This is a genomic window from Klebsiella quasipneumoniae subsp. quasipneumoniae (genome assembly GCF_020525925.1).
Lineage (GTDB): Bacteria > Pseudomonadota > Gammaproteobacteria > Enterobacterales > Enterobacteriaceae > Klebsiella > Klebsiella quasipneumoniae.
Genome location: NZ_CP084876.1, coordinates 1,036,756 through 1,057,795, shown reverse-complemented (window position 1 = coordinate 1,057,795; position 21,040 = coordinate 1,036,756). Strand labels below are relative to the sequence as shown.

14 protein-coding genes are annotated in these 21,040 nt (G+C 57.9%); 4 read left to right on the top strand and 10 right to left on the bottom strand.

Going from position 1 to position 21,040, the window contains the following annotated elements; genetic code table 11:
* Window position 1: 1 nt before the first annotated feature.
* Window positions 2-1,408 (bottom strand): siroheme synthase CysG, encoded by a 1,407-nt coding sequence (gene cysG, locus LGM20_RS05265; RefSeq protein ID WP_162823505.1) that lies wholly within the window; start codon window positions 1,406-1,408, stop codon window positions 2-4.
* A 246-nt stretch (window positions 1,409-1,654) separates the two neighbouring features.
* Between cysG and LGM20_RS05260 the strand changes: the two genes are divergently transcribed.
* Entirely contained in the window at window positions 1,655-2,701 is a 1,047-nt protein-coding gene (locus tag LGM20_RS05260) for an aminopeptidase (protein WP_032453906.1), read from the top strand.
* Between the two features lie 68 nt (window positions 2,702-2,769).
* On the opposite strand, the gene cysH is transcribed toward LGM20_RS05260, so the two are convergent.
* From cysH to cysJ, 3 genes are all read right to left on the bottom strand, one after another.
* Entirely contained in the window at window positions 2,770-3,504 is a 735-nt protein-coding gene (gene cysH, locus LGM20_RS05255; protein WP_004205586.1) for a phosphoadenosine phosphosulfate reductase, read from the bottom strand.
* 98 nt (window positions 3,505-3,602) lie between these two features.
* Window positions 3,603-5,315, bottom strand: coding sequence for an assimilatory sulfite reductase (NADPH) hemoprotein subunit (cysI, locus tag LGM20_RS05250; protein ID WP_004205585.1), 1,713 nt, complete (start codon window positions 5,313-5,315; stop codon window positions 3,603-3,605).
* Window positions 5,315-7,114 (bottom strand): NADPH-dependent assimilatory sulfite reductase flavoprotein subunit, encoded by a 1,800-nt coding sequence (gene cysJ, locus LGM20_RS05245; RefSeq protein WP_023290824.1) that lies wholly within the window; start codon window positions 7,112-7,114, stop codon window positions 5,315-5,317. Before cysJ ends, cysI begins: the two co-directional genes overlap by 1 nt.
* Window positions 7,115-7,430: 316 nt before the next feature.
* On the opposite strand from cysJ, the gene queD reads away from it, so the two are divergent.
* Window positions 7,431-7,796, top strand: a complete 366-nt coding sequence (queD, locus tag LGM20_RS05240) for a 6-carboxytetrahydropterin synthase QueD (RefSeq protein ID WP_004174641.1) — start codon at window positions 7,431-7,433, stop codon at window positions 7,794-7,796.
* Between the two features lie 40 nt (window positions 7,797-7,836).
* Here the strand turns inward: queD and queE are convergent, their stop codons facing one another.
* Window positions 7,837-8,508 (bottom strand): 7-carboxy-7-deazaguanine synthase QueE, encoded by a 672-nt coding sequence (gene queE, locus LGM20_RS05235; RefSeq protein ID WP_023290825.1) that lies wholly within the window; start codon window positions 8,506-8,508, stop codon window positions 7,837-7,839.
* A 478-nt stretch (window positions 8,509-8,986) separates the two neighbouring features.
* Here queE and LGM20_RS05230 point away from each other — a divergent pair, with 478 nt between their 5' ends.
* Window positions 8,987-10,096: an SDR family oxidoreductase gene (locus tag LGM20_RS05230; protein ID WP_023290826.1), complete on the top strand. Its 1,110-nt coding sequence runs from the start codon at window positions 8,987-8,989 to the stop codon at window positions 10,094-10,096.
* Window positions 10,097-10,159: 63 nt separating this feature from the next.
* Here the strand turns inward: LGM20_RS05230 and eno are convergent, their stop codons facing one another.
* From eno to rlmD, 5 genes are all read right to left on the bottom strand, one after another.
* Complete coding sequence (gene eno, locus LGM20_RS05225; protein ID WP_002915213.1) at window positions 10,160-11,458, bottom strand: phosphopyruvate hydratase; 1,299 nt, start codon at window positions 11,456-11,458, stop codon at window positions 10,160-10,162.
* 81 nt (window positions 11,459-11,539) lie between these two features.
* Complete coding sequence (pyrG, locus tag LGM20_RS05220) at window positions 11,540-13,177, bottom strand: glutamine hydrolyzing CTP synthase (protein WP_023290827.1); 1,638 nt, start codon at window positions 13,175-13,177, stop codon at window positions 11,540-11,542.
* A gap of 280 nt (window positions 13,178-13,457) precedes the next feature.
* Complete coding sequence (gene mazG / locus LGM20_RS05215; RefSeq protein WP_044524526.1) at window positions 13,458-14,249, bottom strand: nucleoside triphosphate pyrophosphohydrolase; 792 nt, start codon at window positions 14,247-14,249, stop codon at window positions 13,458-13,460.
* A gap of 111 nt (window positions 14,250-14,360) precedes the next feature.
* Window positions 14,361-16,598, bottom strand: a complete 2,238-nt coding sequence (relA, locus tag LGM20_RS05210) for a GTP diphosphokinase (RefSeq protein WP_023290829.1) — start codon at window positions 16,596-16,598, stop codon at window positions 14,361-14,363.
* A gap of 121 nt (window positions 16,599-16,719) precedes the next feature.
* A complete protein-coding gene (rlmD, locus tag LGM20_RS05205; protein ID WP_044524528.1) occupies window positions 16,720-18,024 on the bottom strand; it encodes a 23S rRNA (uracil(1939)-C(5))-methyltransferase RlmD in 1,305 nt (434 codons plus the stop codon).
* 112 nt (window positions 18,025-18,136) lie between these two features.
* On the opposite strand from rlmD, the gene barA reads away from it, so the two are divergent.
* Complete coding sequence (barA, locus tag LGM20_RS05200; protein WP_023290831.1) at window positions 18,137-20,887, top strand: two-component sensor histidine kinase BarA; 2,751 nt, start codon at window positions 18,137-18,139, stop codon at window positions 20,885-20,887.
* Window positions 20,888-21,040: the final 153 nt, after the last annotated feature.

Genomic DNA, 21,040 nt, shown 5'->3' with positions numbered 1-21,040 from the left:
CTTAAGCCAGATTGACCACCGAAGAGTTAAACCCCTCGGCGGATGATGTATGTTGAAACCAGGCGAGCTGCTGATGCAGCTGCACCACTTCGCCGACCACCAGCAGGGCGGGCATCGGGGCGTCTTTCGCCAGGTGTTCGAGTTGTTGCAATGTGCCGGTTATCGTCTGCTGATCGTCGCGGGTACCGCGGGAAATCACCGCTACCGGCGTATTGCTGTCGCGACCGTGGGCGATCAGCTGGGCGCTGATTTCCGCCGCCTTCATGGTGCCCATGTAAATGGCCAACGTCTGTTGGCTCTTCGCCAGCAGCGCCCAGTCGAAGGGAGCGCTGTCCGGCTTATAGTGCCCGGTGACAAAGACGGCGCTTTGCGCATAATCGCGATGGGTCAGTGGAATACCGGCGTAGGCCGTCGCGCCGGCGGCGGCAGTGACGCCAGGCACCACCTGGAACGGGATGCCCGCGGCGGCGGCAGCCTGCAGCTCTTCTGCGCCGCGGCCAAAAATAAACGGATCCCCGCCTTTCAGACGCACGACGGTTTTCCCCGCCTTCGCCGCCTCCACCAGCAGCTGATTGGTTTCATGCTGCGGCACCGAGTGCTCGCCGGCGCGCTTACCGACGCAAACCAGCTCGGCATCGCGGCGCACCAGCTCGAGAACCGGCTGGGTCACCAGATGGTCGTGGAAAACCACGTCCGCCTGCTGGATCGCCTGCAAACCACGCAGCGTCAGCAGCCCGGCATCGCCCGGTCCGGCCCCCACCAGAATAATTTCACCTGTTTCGCGTTCAGGCTTATCCAGCTCATCCTGCAGCGCTTTTTCCGCCTCCGCAGCGTTGCCCGCCACCATCAGGCTGGCGAAGCGGCCGGTAAAGACCCGCTCCCAAAAGCGGCGACGCGCTTCGGTGGTCGTCAGACGGGTTTTCAGATGATTGCGCCAGTAGCTCGCCGATTCCGCCAGACGCCCGAGGTTCGTCGGCAGCAGCGCTTCGATTTTTTCGCGCAGAATACGCGACAGCACCGGCGCTTTCCCGCTGGAGGAGATCGCCACCAGCAGCGGCGAACGGTCGACGATAGAAGGGAAGACAAACGAGCAGAGCGCCTGGTTATCCACTACGTTGACCAGCCGGTAGCGCGCGTTAGCCGCCGCAAACACCCGCTGGTTAAGCGCCTCGTCCTCCGTGGCGGCAATCACCAGAAAGACATCATCCACCAGAGCGTCGCTAAATTCCGTCGCCCGCCAGCTAAGCGCCTGGCGCGCCGCCAGATCGGCCAGCGCCGGAGACAGCGTCCCGGCGACCACCTGCACCTGCGCCTGGACGCGCAGCAGAAACTTGATCTTGCGTTCAGCAATCTCACCGCCGCCGATCACCAGCACGGGCCTTTGTTTCAGTTCGGCAAAAAGGGGCAAGTAATCCACGGGGTAACAACTCTCTTACAATCAGCGATACTGCGACTATAGGGTGCGCCTTAGAGCAAATGAAATTACGAAATGGAATGAGTTGTGACACAAAGGAATAACGCGGTGGAAATCTAAATATCAAAAAGTGCTTAACACGCTATTTTTCCGCTATTTAAGAGCAATTGAAATTGTTTAACCGCGGTCACAGTTTCATACTGTACGCGTCAAATTGTCTCGTTCGTGAAAGGACCCCTTATGTTTTCCGCGTTGTGCCGCCGTCTGCTTCCGCTGGCGCTCGGCACCGGTTTTGTTTTCGCCGCCGCCCCCGCATTCAGCGCGCTGGGCGACACCGCCAGTAGTCAGGCTCGCCATATCGCCACCGTCTTCCCGGGACGAATGACCGGAACGCCCCCGGAAATGCTCTCAGCTGACTATCTGCGTCAGCAGTTCGCCCGGATGGGCTATCAGAGCGACGTGCGGAGCTTCAATACCCGCTACATCTATACCGACAGCAACCAGCGTAAAAACTGGCATAACGTCACCGGCAGTACGGTGATCGCCGCCCATGAAGGCCAGTCTCGCCAGCAAATCATCATCATGGCGCACCTCGATACCTACGCGCCGCAGAGCGATAAAGACGTCGAAAACAACCTCGGCGGCCTGACGCTGCAGGGAATTGACGACAACGCGATGGGGCTCGGGGTGATGCTGGAGCTGGCGGAGCATTTAAAGAACGTCCCCACCCGCTATGGCATTCGCTTTATCGCCACCAGCGGCGAAGAGGAAGGTCGTCTCGGCGCGCAAAACCTGCTGCAGCGGATGAGCGAGGCGGAAAAGAAAAATACCCTGCTGGTGATCAATCTCGATAACCTGGTGGTGGGCGATAAGCTTTACTTCAACAGCGGCCGCCGCACGCCGGCCTCGGTGCGCAAGCTGACCCGCGATCGCGCGCTGGCTATCGCCCGCAGCAAAGGCATCGCCGCCTACACCAATCCGGGACTCAATCCGGCTTACCCGAAAGGCACCAGCTGTTGTAATGACGCCAGCGTCTTCGACAACGCGGGGATCCCGGTGCTGTCGGTCGAAGCGACCAACTGGTCATTAGGCAAGAAAGATGGCTATCAGCAGCGGAGCAAATCGCGCAGCTTCCCGCAGGGAATCAGCTGGCATGACGTTCAGCTGGATAATCAGCAATATATCGACAACGCGCTGCCGGGACGGATCGAGCATCGCGGGCGCGATGTCGTGAAAGTGATGCTGCCGCTGGTGAAAGAGCTGGCGAAGGTGGAGAAGAAAAGCTGACGGGTGCAAATGAACACGCGGTATCACCCGCGTGTTCTCTTTCACACCATTCCCTGAGGAAGCGCTAATCAACCCTCGTGCAATCCGCACTCGCGTTTAAGCCCGAAGAACCGGGTCTCTTCTTCTGCCATGCCCGGCTCCCATTTGCGGGTGGTGTGGGTATCGCCTACCGACAGATACCCCTGATCCCACAGCGGATGGTATTTCAGCCCATGCTTTTGCAGATACTGATACACCGTCCGGTTATCCCAGTCGATAATCGGCAACACCTTGAACACCCCGCGCTGGACCGCCAGCACCGGAAGCGTCGCCCGACTGCCCGACTGCTCGCGGCGCAGACCGGCAAACCACGTCTGCGCGTTCAGCTCTTTCAGCGCCCGGTTCATCGGTTCAACCTTGTTGATCTCATTGTATTTCTCAATGCCCTCAACGCCCTGCTCCCACAGCTTGCCGTAGCGCGCCTCCTGCCAGGCCGCGCTTTCGGCCGCGCGGTAGACCTTCAGGTTCAGCTTGAGCTTGTCCGTCAGTTCGTCAATAAACTGGTAGGTTTCCGGGAACAGGTAACCGGTATCGGTGAGGATCACCGGAATGTCCGGGCGGATCTGATTCACCAGGTGCAAACTCACCGCCGCCTGAATACCAAAGCTTGACGACAGCACATAGTCTCCCGGCAGGTTTTCCAGCGCCCAGGCCACACGCCCTTCGGCGTCGAGCTTTTCCAGTTGGGCGTTGGTTTCCGCGAGTGCCAGAATGCGTTCCACTTTCGGCAATGCATTAAGCGCGTTTAGATCGAGTACGGACATAAGAACCTCGTTTGCCTGTTTTGCCGGGCGGCACTGCGATTGCCCGGCCTACGGGTTTTACAGGCCCGGATCGCTACGCGCCACCGGGCACCAGGATGTTACTCCCAGAAATCGCGGGCTGGATCGAGCACCGGGCGAATGATGCCCGCACGCACCGTAAAGTCGCCGAAGCCTTCACCCGCTTCGCGCTCTTTCGCCCAGCGCCCAACCAGTTGGTCTAGCGAGTCGAGAATTTCCGACTCGGTAATGTTCTCACGGTACATCCGCGGGATGCGGGTGCCACTGCGGTTACCGCCGATGTGCAGGTTATAGCGGCCTGGCGCTTTCCCCACCAGCCCCACTTCCGCCAGCATCGCGCGGCCGCAGCCGTTCGGACAGCCGGTGACGCGGGTGACGATATGCTCATCGCTCACGCCATGCTTGCTCATCACCCCTTCCACCTTGTCGATAAACGACGGCAGGAAACGCTCGGCTTCCGCCATCGCCAGCGGGCAGGTCGGGAAGGAGACGCAGGCCATTGAGTTTTCGCGCTGCGGGGTGACGGCATTCATCAGACCATGATCCCGCGCCAGCTTCTCGATCCGCGCCTTCTGATCTTCCGGTACGCTGGCGACGATCAGGTTCTGATTGGCGGTGATGCGGAATTCGCCCTGATGGATCTTAGCAATCTCCAGCAGACCGGTTTTCAGCGGGCGCCCCGGATAATCCAGAATGCGGCCGTTTTCAATAAACAGCGTCAGGTGCCATTTATCATCAATCCCCTTCACCCAGCCGATGCGATCGCCGCGGCCGGTGAATTCGTACGGGCGGATCGGCTCAAACTTAATGCCTGCCCGGCGCTCCACTTCCGCCTTAAAGGTTTCAACGCCAACGCGCTCAAGGGTGTACTTGGTTTTCGCATTCTTACGGTCGGTACGGTTACCCCAGTCGCGCTGGGTAGTCACGACCGCTTCCGCCACCGCCAGAGTATGCTCCAGCGGCAGATAACCGAATTCGCTCGCCGTGCGTGCGTAGGTTTTTTTGTTACCGTGTTCGATGGAAAGACCGCCGCCCACCAGCAGGTTAAAGCCCACCAGCTTGCCGTTTTCGGCGATCGCCACAAAGTTCATGTCGTTGGCGTGCAGATCGATATCGTTCTGCGGCGGGATCACCACCGTGGTTTTAAACTTACGCGGCAGATAGGTCTGACCGAGGATCGGCTCTTCGTCAGTGGTGGCGACCTTTTTCTGATCCAGCCAGATCTCGGCATAGGCGCGGGTGCGCGGCAGCAAATGCTCGGAGATCTTTTTCGCCCACTCGTAGGCCTCAGCGTGCAGCTGCGATTCGTACGGGTTGGAGGTGCACAGCACGTTACGGTTCATATCGTTGGCGGTGGCCAGCGCGTCCAGCCCCACCGAGTGCAGCATCTGATGCACCGGCTTGACGTTCTTTTTCAGAATGCCGTGAAACTGGAAAGTCTGCCGGTTGGTCAGGCGAATACTGCCGTAAATGGTGTTCTCGGCGGCAAACTTATCGATCGCCTTCCACTGGGTGGTGGTGATCACCCCGCCCGGCAGACGGCAGCGCAGGAGCATCGCATGACGCGGCTCCAGCTTCTGAGCGGCGCGCTCCGCGCGGATATCGCGATCGTCCTGCTGGTACATACCGTGGAAACGGATCAGCAGGAAGTTATCGCCTTTAAAACCGCCGGTCAGACCGTCGTTTAAATCTTCCGCAATGGTGCCGCGCAGGTAGTTGCTCTCGAGCTTCATACGCTCGGCATCGGTCAGTTTACCTTCGACCACTAAAGGCCCCGGATGTTTTTCGCTCATTAGTAGACATCTCGCTGATAACGGCGCTCAACGCGCAGCTCACTTAAAAATTCGTCCGCCGCTTCGGCGTCCATCGCGCCGTATTCGGCAATCACTTCCAGTAAAGTCTGTTCCACGTCTTTCGCCATACGATTGGCGTCGCCGCAGACATAAATGTGGGCGCCATCATTGATCCAGCGCCACAGCTCAGCCCCCTGCTCACGCAGTTTGTCCTGCACATAGATTTTTTGTTGTTGATCGCGGGACCAGGCCAGATCGATACGGGTCAGCAGACCCTCTTTCACATAGCTCTGCCACTCCACCTGATAGAGGAAATCTTCGGTGAAGTGCGGGTTGCCGAAGAACAGCCAGTTCTTACCTGGCGCCCCGTCCGCTGCGCGCTGCTGCATGAAGGCGCGGAACGGCGCAATACCGGTGCCAGGGCCAATCATGATCACCGGCGTCTCCGGGTTAGCCGGCAGACGGAAGTTGTCGTTGTGCTCAATAAAGACGCGGACTTCGCCATCCTCTTCCACGCGGTCGGCGAGGAAGCTGGAGGCGCCGCCAGCCCGGGCGCGGCCTTCGATGTCATAGCGCACCACGCCCACGGTGACATGCACTTCGCTCTCCACTTCCGCCTGCGAGGAGGCAATAGAGTACAGACGCGGCGTCAGCGGGCGCAGCAGACCGATTAACGCCTCGGCGTCCAGCTGCGCTGGGGAGAAACGGACCATATCGACGATCGGCGTCGCGGCGGCATACTGCTGCAGTTGAGCTTTATCGCCCACCAGCGGCAGCAGCGATTCGCTGCGGGTCAGGGTGGCGTAGTTTTCGACGATAGTCGCGGTGTTAACCGTCAGCTCAAAATGCCACTGCAGGGCTTCCGCCAGCGGCAGGGTTTTGCCCTCGACGGTCACCGGCTCGTCGCCTTTCAGCCACAGCAGCTCCACCAGCTCTTTCACCAGCTGAGGATCGTTTTGATACCAGACGCCCAGGGCGTCGCCCGGCTGATAGCGCAGACCGGAATCACCGAGGTCAATTTCGATATGGCGTACATCTTTTTCTGAATCGCGGCCGGTGATTTTCTGGTTGACCGACAGGGTCGCCGTCAGCGGAGCCTCTTTGGTGTAGGGACTGGTGTGAATGTCGTTCACTGCGCCGCTGGCGGACAGCTGAGCGGGCGCGGCGACCGGCGCACGGGCCTTAAGCACCTCAACGACGCGCGCGCGCCATTCAGCGGCCGCGGCCTGATATTCAACGTCGGCGTCGACGCGATCGAGCAGGCGTTCCGCGCCAAGTTCGGCCAGCTTGCTGTCGAAATCTTTGCCGGACTGGCAGAAGAATTCATAAGAGGTATCGCCGAGGCCAAAGACGGCGAATGCGGTCCCGTCCAGCTTCGGCGCTTTCTTCGAGAACAGGAACTTATGCAATGCGACCGCTTCTTCCGGCGGCTCACCTTCCCCCTGGGTGGAGGTCACGACCACCAGCAGTTTTTCAGCAGCAATTTGTTTGAATTTATAATCGCCTGCATTCACCAGCTTCACGTTCAGCTTCGCCGCCAGCAGATCGTCGCGCAGCGCTTCGGCGACGCGGCGAGCGTTGCCGGTTTGCGAGGCGGAAATCAGCGTGATCGTCGGGACCTCGGCGGCCGGGGCGGGAACGGCGGCTGCCGCGCCGGACTGCTGATTCAGCACGCCCCAGAAATAGCCAGACACCCAGGCGAGCTGAGTGGGCGTGAAGTCAGTGGTGGCCGCCTGAAGGCGCGCCAGTTGCTCCGGGTTGAGCGGCAGCAAGTTGGAAGGTGGGGCCTGTGTCGTCATGCGTCGTTTGTTCCAGTAAGCAAAGCTGTTATTCGCACCCTGTCAGCGCGACAAAAACAGAAGAGAATAGAAGGTTAACGGCGGGCATAGTAACAATTAAAGAAGGGATGGAAATAATAAATAACCAAATGGACTAACCTGTTTTAGTTGTAGTTATTAACAACAAAATCGATTAAATAACTATTTGAAATATCACAACTTAATTCACTTAACCCAGATAAATGTGTCGATTTTCTGTTCAGGGCCGTTTTAGTTAATGCGAAAAAATGTACTTTCCGGTACCCTACGGCGGTTTTTTTCGTCCTGTTGAGAGTCAATGATGTCCACCACGCTGTTTAAAGATTTCACCTTCGAAGCCGCCCACCACCTGCCGCACGTCCCGGAAGGACACAAATGCGGTCGCCTGCATGGCCACTCCTTTATGGTGCGTCTGGAGATAACCGGTGAAGTCGATCCCCATACCGGGTGGATCATGGATTTTGCCGAGCTGAAGGCCGCCTTCAAGCCGACCTACGATCGCCTGGACCACTATTATCTGAACGATATCCCCGGTCTGGAAAACCCTACCAGCGAAGTGCTGGCCAAATGGATCTGGGATGAGATGAAACCGCGGGTACCGCTGCTGAGCGCGGTGATGGTGAAAGAGACCTGCACCGCCGGCTGCGTCTATCGCGGCGAGTAAGCGAAAAAAAGCCCGGTCAGTACGCTGCCGGGCTTTTTTATCAGGCGATATTCAGATATTTATGCGTCTGCATGGACAGGCGCCAGTTACGGGCGATGCAGGTGTCGATACACAGGCGCGTCGCGTCTTCTTTCTGGCTGATTGGCTGCAGGGCGATGATCCGCGGTTTGTCATCGCTCAGTGTTTCCAGCAGCTCGTCCAGCGCTTCGATGTCGCGGACGCGCCCTACCGGATGTTTGATCTCATCCGCCCGCTGCAGGGCCTGAGACAGCACGTCATACCCGCCGCGCATATTCACCTTCGGCGATACCGTCACCCAGGTATGAGGCGTACAGCGAACTTCGTGAGTGCCGCTGGTTTCAATCTGGCAGCTAAAGCCGTTTTGCTCCAGCAGCGAGGTTAACGGCGTTAAATCATGAATGCAGGGCTCACCGCCGGTAATGACCACGTGGCGGGCAGTCCACCCCTGACGACCGATAATCGCCAGCAGATCTTCACTGCTTGCCGGCCCCCACTTATCGCTCTCTTTGGTTTTCGCCAGGATGCTGAACAACGACACTTCCCGATCGGCCAGTTTGTCCCAGGTATGCTTGGTGTCACACCACGCGCATCCTACCGGGCATCCCTGCAGACGAATAAAAATGGCAGGCACGCCGGTGAAGTAACCCTCGCCTTGCAGGGTCTGGAACATCTCGTTAATCGGGTACTGCATAGTCATCTCTGTTTAGGGTGATAAACGCTTATTATCGCAGATTTCACTGTCCAGGTCTTGTCCTGCGCTGCGATCGTTTTTTCCCTCACGGCGTCGCTTTCTCTCCCCGGAGGTTATTCATTGTTAATTAAAAGCATGCCTCTGTTTTCGTTTATTTCATTAGTGTGGTAAGGATTAAAATAAACGGCGCGCCATGCCACCGTAAAGAAAGATGTAACAGAAGATGTTTTTCGCGTTATAAACCAGAACATGTAAAACGTCAGCATAAAAACAAAAACACTTTTAAATACAGCATTGTACAAACTGATACATGAAAGAGTGAATTATTTATCTGGTCTGAGAGTCGAATCCAATCCACCGCCGAAAATAAGCTTAAGCCCCTCTTAATAAAGTCCTGTTGCCCGCCATTTTTTATTTAATCGTCGTTTACTTTGTCCCTCCTAGAATTCCGCAGACCAACCATAATGAGATAGCGTTTATGACCACATTATTCATTACCGGCGTCACCGGTTTTCTGGGCGGCGCGGCGTTAGAGAAAATACTCCATCAGGATAGCCAGTTAGATCTGCTGCTGCTGGTGCGTGCCGACAGTCCCGACGCAGGCCTGGAGCGGGTCAAGGAGAACATGCGTAAGTTCAACATCGCCGAGGAGAAACTGGCGATGCTGCGCCCGCAGCAGATCCTGCTGGGCGATCTCGCCTCTCCGGAGCATTTTCTTAACGACCCGCGGCTTGAGCAAGTTACCCATGTCCTCAACTGCGCCGCTGTCGCCTCATTTGGCAGCAACCCGCTCATCTGGAAGGTTAACGTTGCGGGTACGCTGCGTCTGGCGCAACGGATGGCGCAGGTGGCGGGTCTGCAGCGTTTTCTGCACGTCGGCACCGCAATGTCCTGCTCACCGGAGCCGGATTCGCTGGTCGCCGAGAGCGCGGAGTTTCGGCAGCGCGCCGAGCATCTGGTGGAATATACCCACTCGAAATCGGCCATCGAGCAACTGATGCAGCAGCACTGCCCTACGCTACCGCTGGTCATTGCCCGCCCTTCTATTGTGGTGGGCCATACCCATCATGGCTGCCGGCCTTCCAGCAGTATTTTCTGGGTGTTCAGCATGGGGCTGATGCTGCAGAAATTTATGTGCGCGATGGAGGATCGGATCGATGTTATTCCGGTGGACTACTGCGCCGATGCCCTGCTGATGCTGCTTAACCAGCCGCTGGCCCGCGGCGAGGTGGTGCATATCTCTGCCGGCGAGGAGAACAGCGTGAAGTTTGCCGAAATCGACCGGGCGATGGCCCTGGCGCTGGAGCAGGCGCCGGTGGGAGACAAGTACGCCCAGGTGAGCTACGAAACGCTGGTCAAAATGCGTCGCGAACTGAAAGGAATTTTTGGGCCGTGCAATGAGCGACTGATGCTGAAAGCGATGCGCTTATATGGCGCGTTCGCCACGCTGAACGTGCGCTTTAGCAACGACAAGCTGCTGAGCATGGGGATGCCAAAACCGCCGCGCTTTACCGATTACATCGACCGCTGCGTGGAAACCACTCGCGGGCTGTCGATCCCTCAGCAAATGGCTGTCGACTTTAAATAATGGCCGCAGGCATAAAAAAAATGCCAGCCCGAAGGCTGGCATGCTTATTTCAAAAAGACAGGATTAAGCCTGGCCTTTGATCTCTTTACGACCGTTGAACGGCGCTTGCTCACCCAGCGCTTCTTCGATACGAATCAGCTGGTTGTATTTAGCAACGCGGTCAGAACGGCTCATAGAACCAGTTTTGATCTGGCCTGCAGCGGTACCCACAGCCAGGTCGGCAATGGTCGCGTCTTCAGTTTCGCCAGAACGGTGAGAGATGACAGCGGTGTAGCCAGCGTCTTTCGCCATCTTGATAGCCGCCAGAGTTTCGGTCAGAGAACCGATCTGGTTGAATTTGATCAGGATGGAGTTAGCGATGCCTTTTTCGATGCCTTCTTTCAGGATCTTGGTGTTAGTTACGAACAGGTCGTCACCAACCAGCTGGATTTTGTCGCCCAGTACTTTGGTCTGGTAAGCGAAACCTTCCCAGTCAGATTCGTCCAGGCCATCTTCGATGGAGACGATCGGGTACTGTTTGGTCAGCTCTTCCAGGAAGTGAGTGAACTCTTCAGAGGTGAACGCTTTGTTGCCTTCGCCGGCCAGAACGTATTTACCGTCTTTGTAGAATTCAGACGCTGCGCAGTCCATCGCCAGGGTGATGTCTTTGCCCAGCTCGTAGCCTGCAGCTTTAACCGCTTCAGCGATAACAGCCAGCGCTTCGGCGTTGGAACCCAGGTTCGGCGCGTAGCCGCCTTCGTCACCAACGGCAGTGTTCATGCCTTTGGACTTCAGCACTTTCGCCAGGTGATGGAACACTTCAGAACCCATGCGTACTGCTTCTTTCAGGGTCGGCGCGCCAACCGGCTGAATCATGAATTCCTGGATGTCGACGTTGTTGTCAGCGTGCTCACCGCCGTTGATGATGTTCATCATCGGAACCGGCATGGAGTATTTGCCCGGAGTGCCGTTAAGTTCAGCGATGTGCGCGTACAGCGGCAGGCCTTTGGAGGCAGCTGCTGCTTTGGCGTTCGCCAGAGAAACGGCCAGGATTGCGTTCGCACCGAAGTTAGATTTGTTTTCAGTACCGTCCAGGTCGATCATGATCTTGTCGATGCCAGCCTGATCTTTGGCATCTTTGCCCAGGATTGCCTGAGCGATCGGGCCGTTTACCGCAGCAACAGCTTTGGTTACGCCTTTACCCAGGAAACGGGATTTGTCGCCATCGCGCAGTTCCAGCGCTTCGCGGGAACCAGTAGAAGCACCTGACGGAGCAGCTGCCATACCGACGAAACCACCTTCCAGGTGTACTTCGGCTTCAACAGTCGGGTTACCACGGGAGTCGATGATTTCACGACCGATGACTTTAACGATTTTGGACATTAGGTTTTCCTCAGTACAAGTTAAACTAAAACTCCAGACAAACAATGCACCCGGATGGGTGCATTGCCGTTCTAACTCTTTTTACTTCGCCTGGCGTTTCTGGTACTCGCTGGCGGCTTTCACAAAGCCGGCAAACAGCGGGTGTCCATCACGCGGCGTCGAAGTAAACTCCGGGTGGAACTGGCAGGCCACAAACCACGGATGGTTCGGCACTTCGATGATCTCGACCAACTGATCATCCCCGGAACGGCCCGCAACGCGCAGACCGGCAGCTTCAATCGGTTTCAACAACATGTTGTTGACTTCGTAGCGGTGACGATGGCGCTCGGTGATGGTCGGCTCGCCGTACAGCTGGCGTACCAGAGAATCATCATCCAGCTGGCACTGCTGTGCGCCCAGGCGCATAGTGCCGCCCAGATCGCTCTTCTCGGAGCGGACTTCGACGTTGCCATCTTCGTCACGCCATTCGGTAATCAGGGCCACAACCGGGTATTTACAGTCTGGCACAAATTCCGTCGAGTTGGCGTTTTCCATACCCGCTACGTTGCGCGCGAACTCAATCAGCGCAACCTGCATACCCAGGCAAATGCCCAGATAAGGAATATTGTTCTCACGCGCATAGCGCGCGGTGGCGATCTTACCTTCCACACCGCGGTAGCCGAAGCCGCCCGGGATAAGGATAGCATCTAAATCCTTGAGGATTTCGACGCCGCGCGTTTCCACATCCTGCGAATCGATCAGCTTGATGTTGACGGTGACGCGGTTTTTCAGACCACCGTGTTTCAGCGCTTCAATCACCGACTTGTAGGCATCCGGCAGTTCAATGTACTTACCGACCATACCGATGGTGACTTCGCCTGCCGGATTGGCTTCTTCATAGATTACCTGTTCCCATTCGGCCAGGTTTGCTTCCGGACAAGTTAAGCTGAATCGTTTACAAATATAATCGTCCAGCCCCTGAGATTTCAACAGGCCTGGAATTTTATAAATGGAATCGACGTCTTTCAGAGAAATAACAGCCTTTTCCGGAACGTTACAGAACAAAGCAATTTTCGCCCGTTCGTTGGCCGGAACAGCGCGATCGGAGCGGCAGATCAGGATGTCTGGCTGAATACCGATGGAGAGCAGCTCTTTCACGGAGTGCTGAGTCGGTTTGGTTTTGACTTCGCCCGCGGCGGCCATGTACGGCACCAGAGTCAGGTGCATAAACAGGGTATGCTCGCGGCCAATCTCTACCGCCATCTGACGAATGGCTTCGAGGAACGGCAGGGATTCGATATCGCCTACGGTACCGCCGATCTCCACCAGCACCACGTCATGGCCTTCGCCGCCCGCCAGCACACGCTCTTTGATAGCGTTGGTGATGTGCGGGATAACCTGAACGGTCGCGCCCAGGTAGTCGCCACGGCGCTCTTTGCGCAGCACGTCAGAGTAAATACGGCCGGTGGTGAAGTTGTTGCGGCGAGTCATCTTGGTACGGATGAAACGCTCGTAGTGGCCCAGGTCCAGATCGGTTTCTGCGCCGTCTTCAGTAACGAACACTTCCCCATGCTGGATTGGGCTCATGGTGCCCGGATCGACGTTGATATACGGATCCAGTTTCATGATGGTCACGTTGAGACCACGGGCTTCAAGAATGGCTGCCAGGGAGGCTGCGGCAATGCCTTTACCCAGAGAGGATACGACCCCGCCGGTCACAAAAATATAGTTCGTTGTCATGCTGAACCTGAGAAGTTAGGGTAAAACGATGGAATAACCAGGACGGGAAAGTAGTATACCCGAACATGCGTGACGCCACAAACTTTCATTCTTCCCCTCCCCTTCGTTCTTCAAGTTGCACCTGTGTTGCGACCCGAACAACTCGAAGAGGCAGGCTACATGGTGTTTCAACGACATAACGGAAAGAGAAAATAGACGCTTTTGGCGAAATGTTTTTGACGTAAATCAAGCGCTTGTTATTTATAAAATCACACAAATCGCGCTTGATCACGAAAACTCGTTAGAGATCAGTTTCCTGGCGTTTTACCTGTTGCCATACTTCTTCCATGGTATCGAGGTCGACGCCGGTCATTTCCAGGCCGCGGGCAGCGACAATGCGCTCGACTTCGCGGAAGCGGCGCTCGAATTTGAGGTTCGCCTTCTGCAGCGCCACCTCGGCTTTGACCCCTAAATGGCGGGATAAATTCACCGTGGCGAACAGCAGATCGCCCACTTCCTCTTCCAGTTTCGCTTCATCCACCACCGCCTGCTGCGCTTCATGCATCACTTCATCAATTTCTTCATGCACCTTGTCGAGCACCGGGCCCAGCGAGGTCCAGTCAAAACCGACCGCCGAGCAGCGACGCTGGATTTTATGCGCACGCATCAGCGCCGGCAGGCTATGCGGAATGTCGTCCAGCGCCGAGTGCTGGGCTTTTTCCGCCCGCTCCGCGCTTTTGATCTGCTCCCAGCGGGCCAGGACTTCGCTGCTGTTTCCCGCGGTGGCTTCAGCGAAGATATGGGGATGGCGGCGCTCCAGCTTGTCGCTGATGGCGGCGCAGATATCGTCAAAGTTAAAACGTCCCTCTTCCTGCGCCATCTGCGCATAGAACACCACCTGGAACAGCAGATCGCCCAGCTCACCGCGCAGGTCGTCAAAATCCTCTCGCGAAATGGCGTCCAGCACTTCATAGGTTTCTTCGAGGGTATAGGGGGCGATGGTGGCAAAGGTCTGCTCTTTATCCCACGGGCAGCCGTTTTCCGGGTCGCGCAGGCGGCGCATGATGCCGAGCAAGCGGTCGATTTGGGTCATGTGACAATCCTGGAAATGTAAAAAATAGTCGGCCGGATAAGGCGTTTCGACCTTATCCGACGTTGCGAAATTGCCGGATGGCGGCTTCGCCTTATCCGGCCTGGAGACGAATTAACCGCCGTGCAGACGGCGCGCGTCAATGACATCAGGCACCTGGTTCAGCTTACCGAGCACCCGGCCCAGCACCTGCAGGTTGTAAATCTCGATGGTCATATCGATGGTGGCCAGCTGCTGACGGGTATCGCTGCGGCTGGCAACGCCCAGCACGTTCACCTTCTCATTGGCGAGGATGGTGGTGATATCGCGCAGTAACCCGCTGCGATCGTTCGCCTCCACCCTGACCACCAGCGAATATCCGGCCGAGTAGCTTTCGCCCCATACCGCATCGACGATGCGCTCCGGGGCATGCGACTGCAGTTCAGCGAGCTGATCGCAGTCGGCGCGATGCACGGAAATCCCGCGCCCCTGGGTGATAAAGCCGACGATCTCATCGCCCGGGATCGGCTGGCAGCAGCGGGCAATATGGTGCATCAGATTGCCAACCCCTTCCACCACCACCCGGCCATTGTCCTTGGTGCGGTTCTGCGGAGCATAGGTTTTCTGCTGCAACTGCTTCAGCGCTGCCGCATCCTGCTCGGCGGCGCTCGGTTTATTGAACTGCGCCTGCAGGAAGTTGACCATCTGGTTGAGACGGATATCGCCGCCGCCGATGGCCGCCAGCAGTTCATCGAGCTCGTTGAAGTTGTAGCGCGGCAGCAGGTGCTTTTCCGCATCCTTCAGGCTGATACCCAGATGCTCCAGCTCGTCGTCAAGGATCTGTCGGCCGGCAAGAATGTTCTTGTCACGGTCCTGCTTACGGAACCAGGCGTGAATTTTGGAGCGTCCGCGGCTGGTGGTGACATAGCCGAGGTTAGGGTTGAGCCAGTCGCGGCTCGGGTTCGGCTGCTTCTGGGTAATGATTTCGATCTGATCGCCCATCTGCAGCTGATAGGTGAACGGCACGATGCGGCCGCCAATTTTGGCGCCGATGCAGCGATGACCGACGTCGCTGTGGATATGGTAGGCAAAATCGAGCGGCGTCGACCCCGCCGGCAGGTCCACCACGTCGCCTTTCGGCGTAAAGACATACACCCGGTCGTCAAAGACCTGGCTGCGCACTTCGTCGAGCATTTCGCCGGAGTCGGCCATCTCTTCCTGCCAGGCAATCAGCTTGCGCAGCCAGGCGATACGGTCCTCATAGCCGCGGCCGCCGCTGGTCCCCGCTCCCGCGCCCTCTTTGTACTTCCAGTGCGCGGCCACGCCCAGCTCGGCGTCTTCATGCATCTGCCGGGTGCGGATTTGAATCTCCACGGTCTTGCCGCTCGGCCCCAGCACCACGGTATGGATAGACTGGTAGCCGTTGGGTTTCGGGTTGGCCACATAGTCATCGAACTCATCCGGCAGGTGACGGTAGTGGGTATGAACGATCCCCAGCGCGGCATAACAATCCTGCAACCGCTCGGCCACGATGCGCACCGCGCGTACATCAAACAGCTCGTCAAAGGCGAGGTGTTTTTTCTGCATTTTGCGCCAGATGCTGTAGATATGCTTCGGCCGACCATAGACCTCGGCCTTGACCCCTTCGGCTTTCATTTCTGCCCGCAGGTGGCCGACGAACTCGTCGATATAATGCTCGCGGTCGATACGGCGTTCGTGGAGCAGTTTGGCAATGCGCTTGTACTCTGCCGGATGCAGGTAGCGGAAGCAGTAATCTTCCAGCTCCCACTTCAGCTGGCCGATACCTAAGCGGTTAGCCAGGGGAGCATAGATATTGGTGCACTCTTTCGCCGCCAGCACCCGCTCATCTTCCGGCGCGTCCTTGACCTCGCGCAGATGCGCGATACGTTCGGCAAGCTTGATAACCACGCAGCGGAAATCGTCAACCATCGCCAGCAGCATGCGGCGAATGTTATCCACCTGCTCGGAAGATACCGAGTCGGTATGAGTGGCTTTCAGCTGACGGATGGCGGCCATGTCCCGTACCCCGTGAATCAGGGTCACGACCGATTTACCCACGCTCTCCTGCATGACCTCTTCGCTGACGACTTCGCCGTCGGCCAGCGGGAACAACAGCGCCGCGCGCAGGGTATCGATATCCATACTCAGGGTGGAGAGGATCTCCACCATTTCGACGCCCCGCCACAGCAGCAGGTCCGCCAGCGGGTGTCCTTGCGTTTTTTCGCGACAATAATCCCAGGTTTCGGCTAAGCGCTCACACGACTGCTGGCTGGAAATCCCCAGACTCGCGATCCATTTCTTCGGGTCAAATTCACCAGCTTTATTAAGATGTGCACTTCTTACCGCAACCATTGTCCTCTCCTTAAGGGACCGGCCTGCCGAAGTCGGCAAGCCTCAACTTTCTACATGTCATCCTGCAGGTCGCGTCAGCATTGATGGCCGGGGCGGCTCTTCTGCGACGTTGTGAATGACCTTATGTAAGCCTGCGCTCAAACAACACCATTGATTCCAGATGACCGGTATGCGGGAACATATCCAGCATCGCCAGGCGTTGAATCTGATATCCAGCCTGCAACAGGGTTTCGCTGTCTCGCGCCAGCGTCGCCGGGTTGCAGGAAACATACACCACCCGCCGCGGCGCCAGTTTTATAATATGCGGCATCACGCCCGGCGCGCCGGCGCGGGCCGGGTCCAGCAGCACTTTATCAAAGCCATGCTTCGCCCAGGCCTGGCGGGTGACATCCTCTTCCAGATTTTCATGGAAGAAGGTGACATTTGATAAACCATTGAGGGCGGCGTTTTCCCGCCCCTTCTCCACCAGCGCCGGCACCCCTTCCACCCCAACCACGTGGGCGGCGCGAGTCGCCAGCGGCAGGGTAAAATTGCCCATCCCGCAGAACAGATCCAGCACCCGGTCCTCCGGCTGCAGATCCAGCCACGCCAGCGCGGTACGCACCATCTGCTGATTCACGCCGTCGTTGACCTGGATAAAATCCCGCGGACTGAACACTAAGCGTAGTCCGTCTGAGGTATACCATGGCGCTTTGCCGTGAATATGTTCCAGTATCTCGCTTTGCGGCGCGAGGTACAGGGAAAGACCGTGAGTTTGCGAAAAACGTTCCAGTTTTTCCCTGTCAGCCGCCGGCAGCGCAGCGGTATGGCGCAGCACCATCAGTGGGCCGTTGTCCGCCAGCACCAGCTCGACGTGGCCAAGATGGCGTAATGCGCTCAGCGCGCTTAAGCACTCGCGCACGGCGGGCAGCAGCGCCTCAAGTTGGGGCACCAAAACAGGGCACTGCACCACATCGACGATCGCTTTATCGCTGGCCTGACGAAAACCCATCTGCAATTGTTGGGTCTTTGGCTGATAATTCAAGCTTAAGCGCGCGCGCCGGCGATAGCCCCACGGCTCGCCGGCGATGATCTCATCCACCTCGCGCTTCATCAGGCGCGCCAGCGCGGCGCGTTTACTTTGCTGCTGAAGCGTGATGCTGGCATGCTGCTGTTGGCAGCCGCCGCAAACGCCAAAATGGGGGCAGCGCGGCGCCTGGCGCTGCGGGCTGTCGGTCAGACGGCGTTTCACCTGGGCGCGGGCGTACTGCTTTTTGTCTTCCACCAGTACCACCTCAGCCTGCTCCTGCGGCAGCACGCCGCCGACGAACAGCGCTTTCCCCTGGTGGCGGGCCACGCCCTGGCCAAAGGGATCGAGGTCGTTGACTGTAACGGTTATGATCTGGCGCGTCGTCACACGCCGTTTTGCAGAGTAGAATTGCGCCATCGTAGAGAGTTGTCTCAATCAAATAAAACGAGCTCGTTCAGAGCGGCAGCGCCGCGAGGCGCACCGACGCGCACCGAACGATGATGTCTATATTCTCCCATAATGGAACCGCATGACCAACTACAGCCTGCGTGCTCGCATGATGATTCTGATTCTGGCGCCAACCGTCCTGATAGGGCTGTTGCTCAGTGTTTTCTTTGTCGCTCACCGTTATAACGACCTGCAACGTCAGTTGGAGGACGCCGGCACCAGCATTATTGAGCCGCTGGCGGTCTCCAGCGAATATGGCATGAATCTGCAAAACCGCGAATCTATCGGCCAGTTGATCAGCGTTCTGCATCGTCGCCACTCGGAGATCGTGCGGGCCATCTCGGTGTACGATTCGCATAACCGCTTGTTTGTCACCTCCAATTACCAGCTCAACCCCAGCGACCTGCAGATCCCGAAAGGCGAAGCGTTTCCCCGTCGTCTCAGCGTCATCCGCGACGGCGACATGATGATCCTGCGCACGCCGATCGTCTCGGAAAGTTATTCGCCGGATGAATCCCCCGAATCCGATGCCAAAATGCCGGGCAATATGCTGGGCTACGTCGCGCTGGAGCTGGATCTCAAATCGGTGCGCCTCCAGCAGTACAAAGAGATTTTCATCTCCAGCGTGATGATGCTGTTCTGCATCGGCATCGCGCTGATCTTCGGCTGGCGCCTGATGCGCGACGTCACCGGCCCTATCCGCAATATGGTCAACACCGTCGACCGCATCCGCCGCGGACAGCTGGACAGCCGCGTCGAGGGCTTTATGCTCGGCGAACTGGATATGCTGAAAAACGGCATCAACTCGATGGCCATGTCGCTGGCGGCGTACCATGAGGAGATGCAGCACAACGTCGACCAGGCGACCTCCGATCTGCGGGAAACCCTTGAGCAGATGGAGATTCAGAACGTCGAGCTGGACCTGGCGAAAAAGCGCGCCCAGGAGGCGGCGCGCATTAAGTCTGAATTCCTGGCCAATATGTCCCACGAACTGCGCACCCCGCTCAATGGGGTGATCGGCTTTACCCGTCTGACGTTGAAAACCGATCTCAACGCCACGCAGCGCGACCACCTGACCACCATCGAACGCTCGGCCAATAATCTGTTGGCGATCATCAACGACGTGCTCGACTTTTCCAAGCTGGAAGCCGGGAAGCTGATCCTGGAGAGCATTCCGTTCCTGCTGCGCACCTCGCTTGATGAGGTGGTCACCCTGCTGGCGCATTCCGCGCACGATAAAGGGCTGGAGCTGACGCTGAACATTAAGAACAACGTGCCGGATAACGTCATCGGCGACCCGCTGCGTCTGCAGCAGATTGTGACCAACCTCGTAGGCAACGCCATCAAATTTACCGAGCACGGTAATATCGATGTGCTGGTGGAGCAGCGGGCCATCAGTAATTCGAGGGTGCAGATCGAAATTCAGATCCACGATACCGGCATCGGCATCCCCGAGCGCGACCAGTCCCGGCTGTTCCAGGCCTTCCGTCAGGCCGATGCCAGTATTTCACGCCGCCACGGCGGTACCGGGCTCGGGCTGGTGATCACCCAGCGTCTGGTTAAGGAGATGGGCGGCGATATCTCGTTCCACAGTCAGCCAAACCGCGGCTCCACCTTCTGGTTCCATATCAGCCTCGATCTCAACCCGAACGCCATTCCGGATACGCTGAATACCGACGGGCTGGCGGGCAAGCGTCTGGCCTATGTGGAAGCCAACGCGACGGCGGCGCAGTGCACGCTGGAGATGCTGGCCGCCACGCCGCTGGAGGTGATTTACAGCCCCACCTTCTCTGCGCTGGCGGAAGCCCAGTACGACATTCTGCTGGTCGGTATTCCGGTCTCAATGCGCGATTTGTCGCCGCACCGGGAAAAATTAGCCAAAGCCTGTGCGATGTCAGATAACGTACTGCTGGCTCTGCCATGTCATGCCCAGGTCAGCGCCGAAGCCCTGAAGCGCGATGGCATCGCCGCCTGTCTGTTGAAACCGCTCACCACCACCCGTCTGCTGCCGGCGCTGGTGGCCACCCATCATGCGACGGCCTCCGCGCCGTTGACCCAGGCCGACAGCCATAAGCTGCCGATGACCGTGATGGCCGTCGACGACAATCCGGCAAACCTGAAGCTCATTGGCGCCCTGCTGGATGACCTTGTGCAGCAGGTGATCCTCTGCGACAGCGGCCAGCAGGCGGTGGACAAGGCCAAGCAACTGCAGATGGATCTGATCCTGATGGATATTCAGATGCCGGATATGGACGGCATCCGCGCCTGTGAGCTTATCCATCATTTGCCGCATCACCAGCAAACGCCGGTTATCGCCGTCACCGCGCACGCCCTGGAGGGCCAGCGCGAGAAGCTACTGAGCGCCGGCATGAACGACTATCTGGCGAAGCCGATCGAAGAAGAGAAACTGCACGCCCTGCTGCTGCGCTATCAGCCTGGAGTACACAGCATCGCCCCGGCGGCGATACCGCCCGCAGAGCCGGTCATCGACCATAACCAGACGCTCGACTGGCAGCTGGCGCTGCGTCAGGCGGCGATGAAGCCGGATCTGGCGAGGGAGATGCTGCAGATGCTGATCGCTTTTATGCCGGAGGTGCGTAACAAAGTGGAAGAGCAACTGGTCGGCGAGCAGCCGGAAGGGCTGGTGGATCTGATCCACAAACTGCACGGCAGCTGCAGCTACAGCGGCGTGCCGCGGCTGAAAAAGCTCTGCCACACTCTGGAGAGCCAGCTGCGCGCAGGCACCGCCGCCGAGGATCTGGAGCCGGAGCTGCTTGAGCTGTTGGATGAGATGGATAACGTGGCGCGCGAAGCCTGCCGGATGGGGGGCTAAAACCACAGGGCTTCCCGGCCTGCACCCGGCTCGCCAGGCATCGCGCCGCCGGGCAAGAAGAGCGGACACGGAGCCGCTTTTATGCCGGGCGGCGGCGACGCCTTGCCCGGCCTACGGTCCGTGCAGCCTGCCGTTAATTTACCCGCTTGCGCT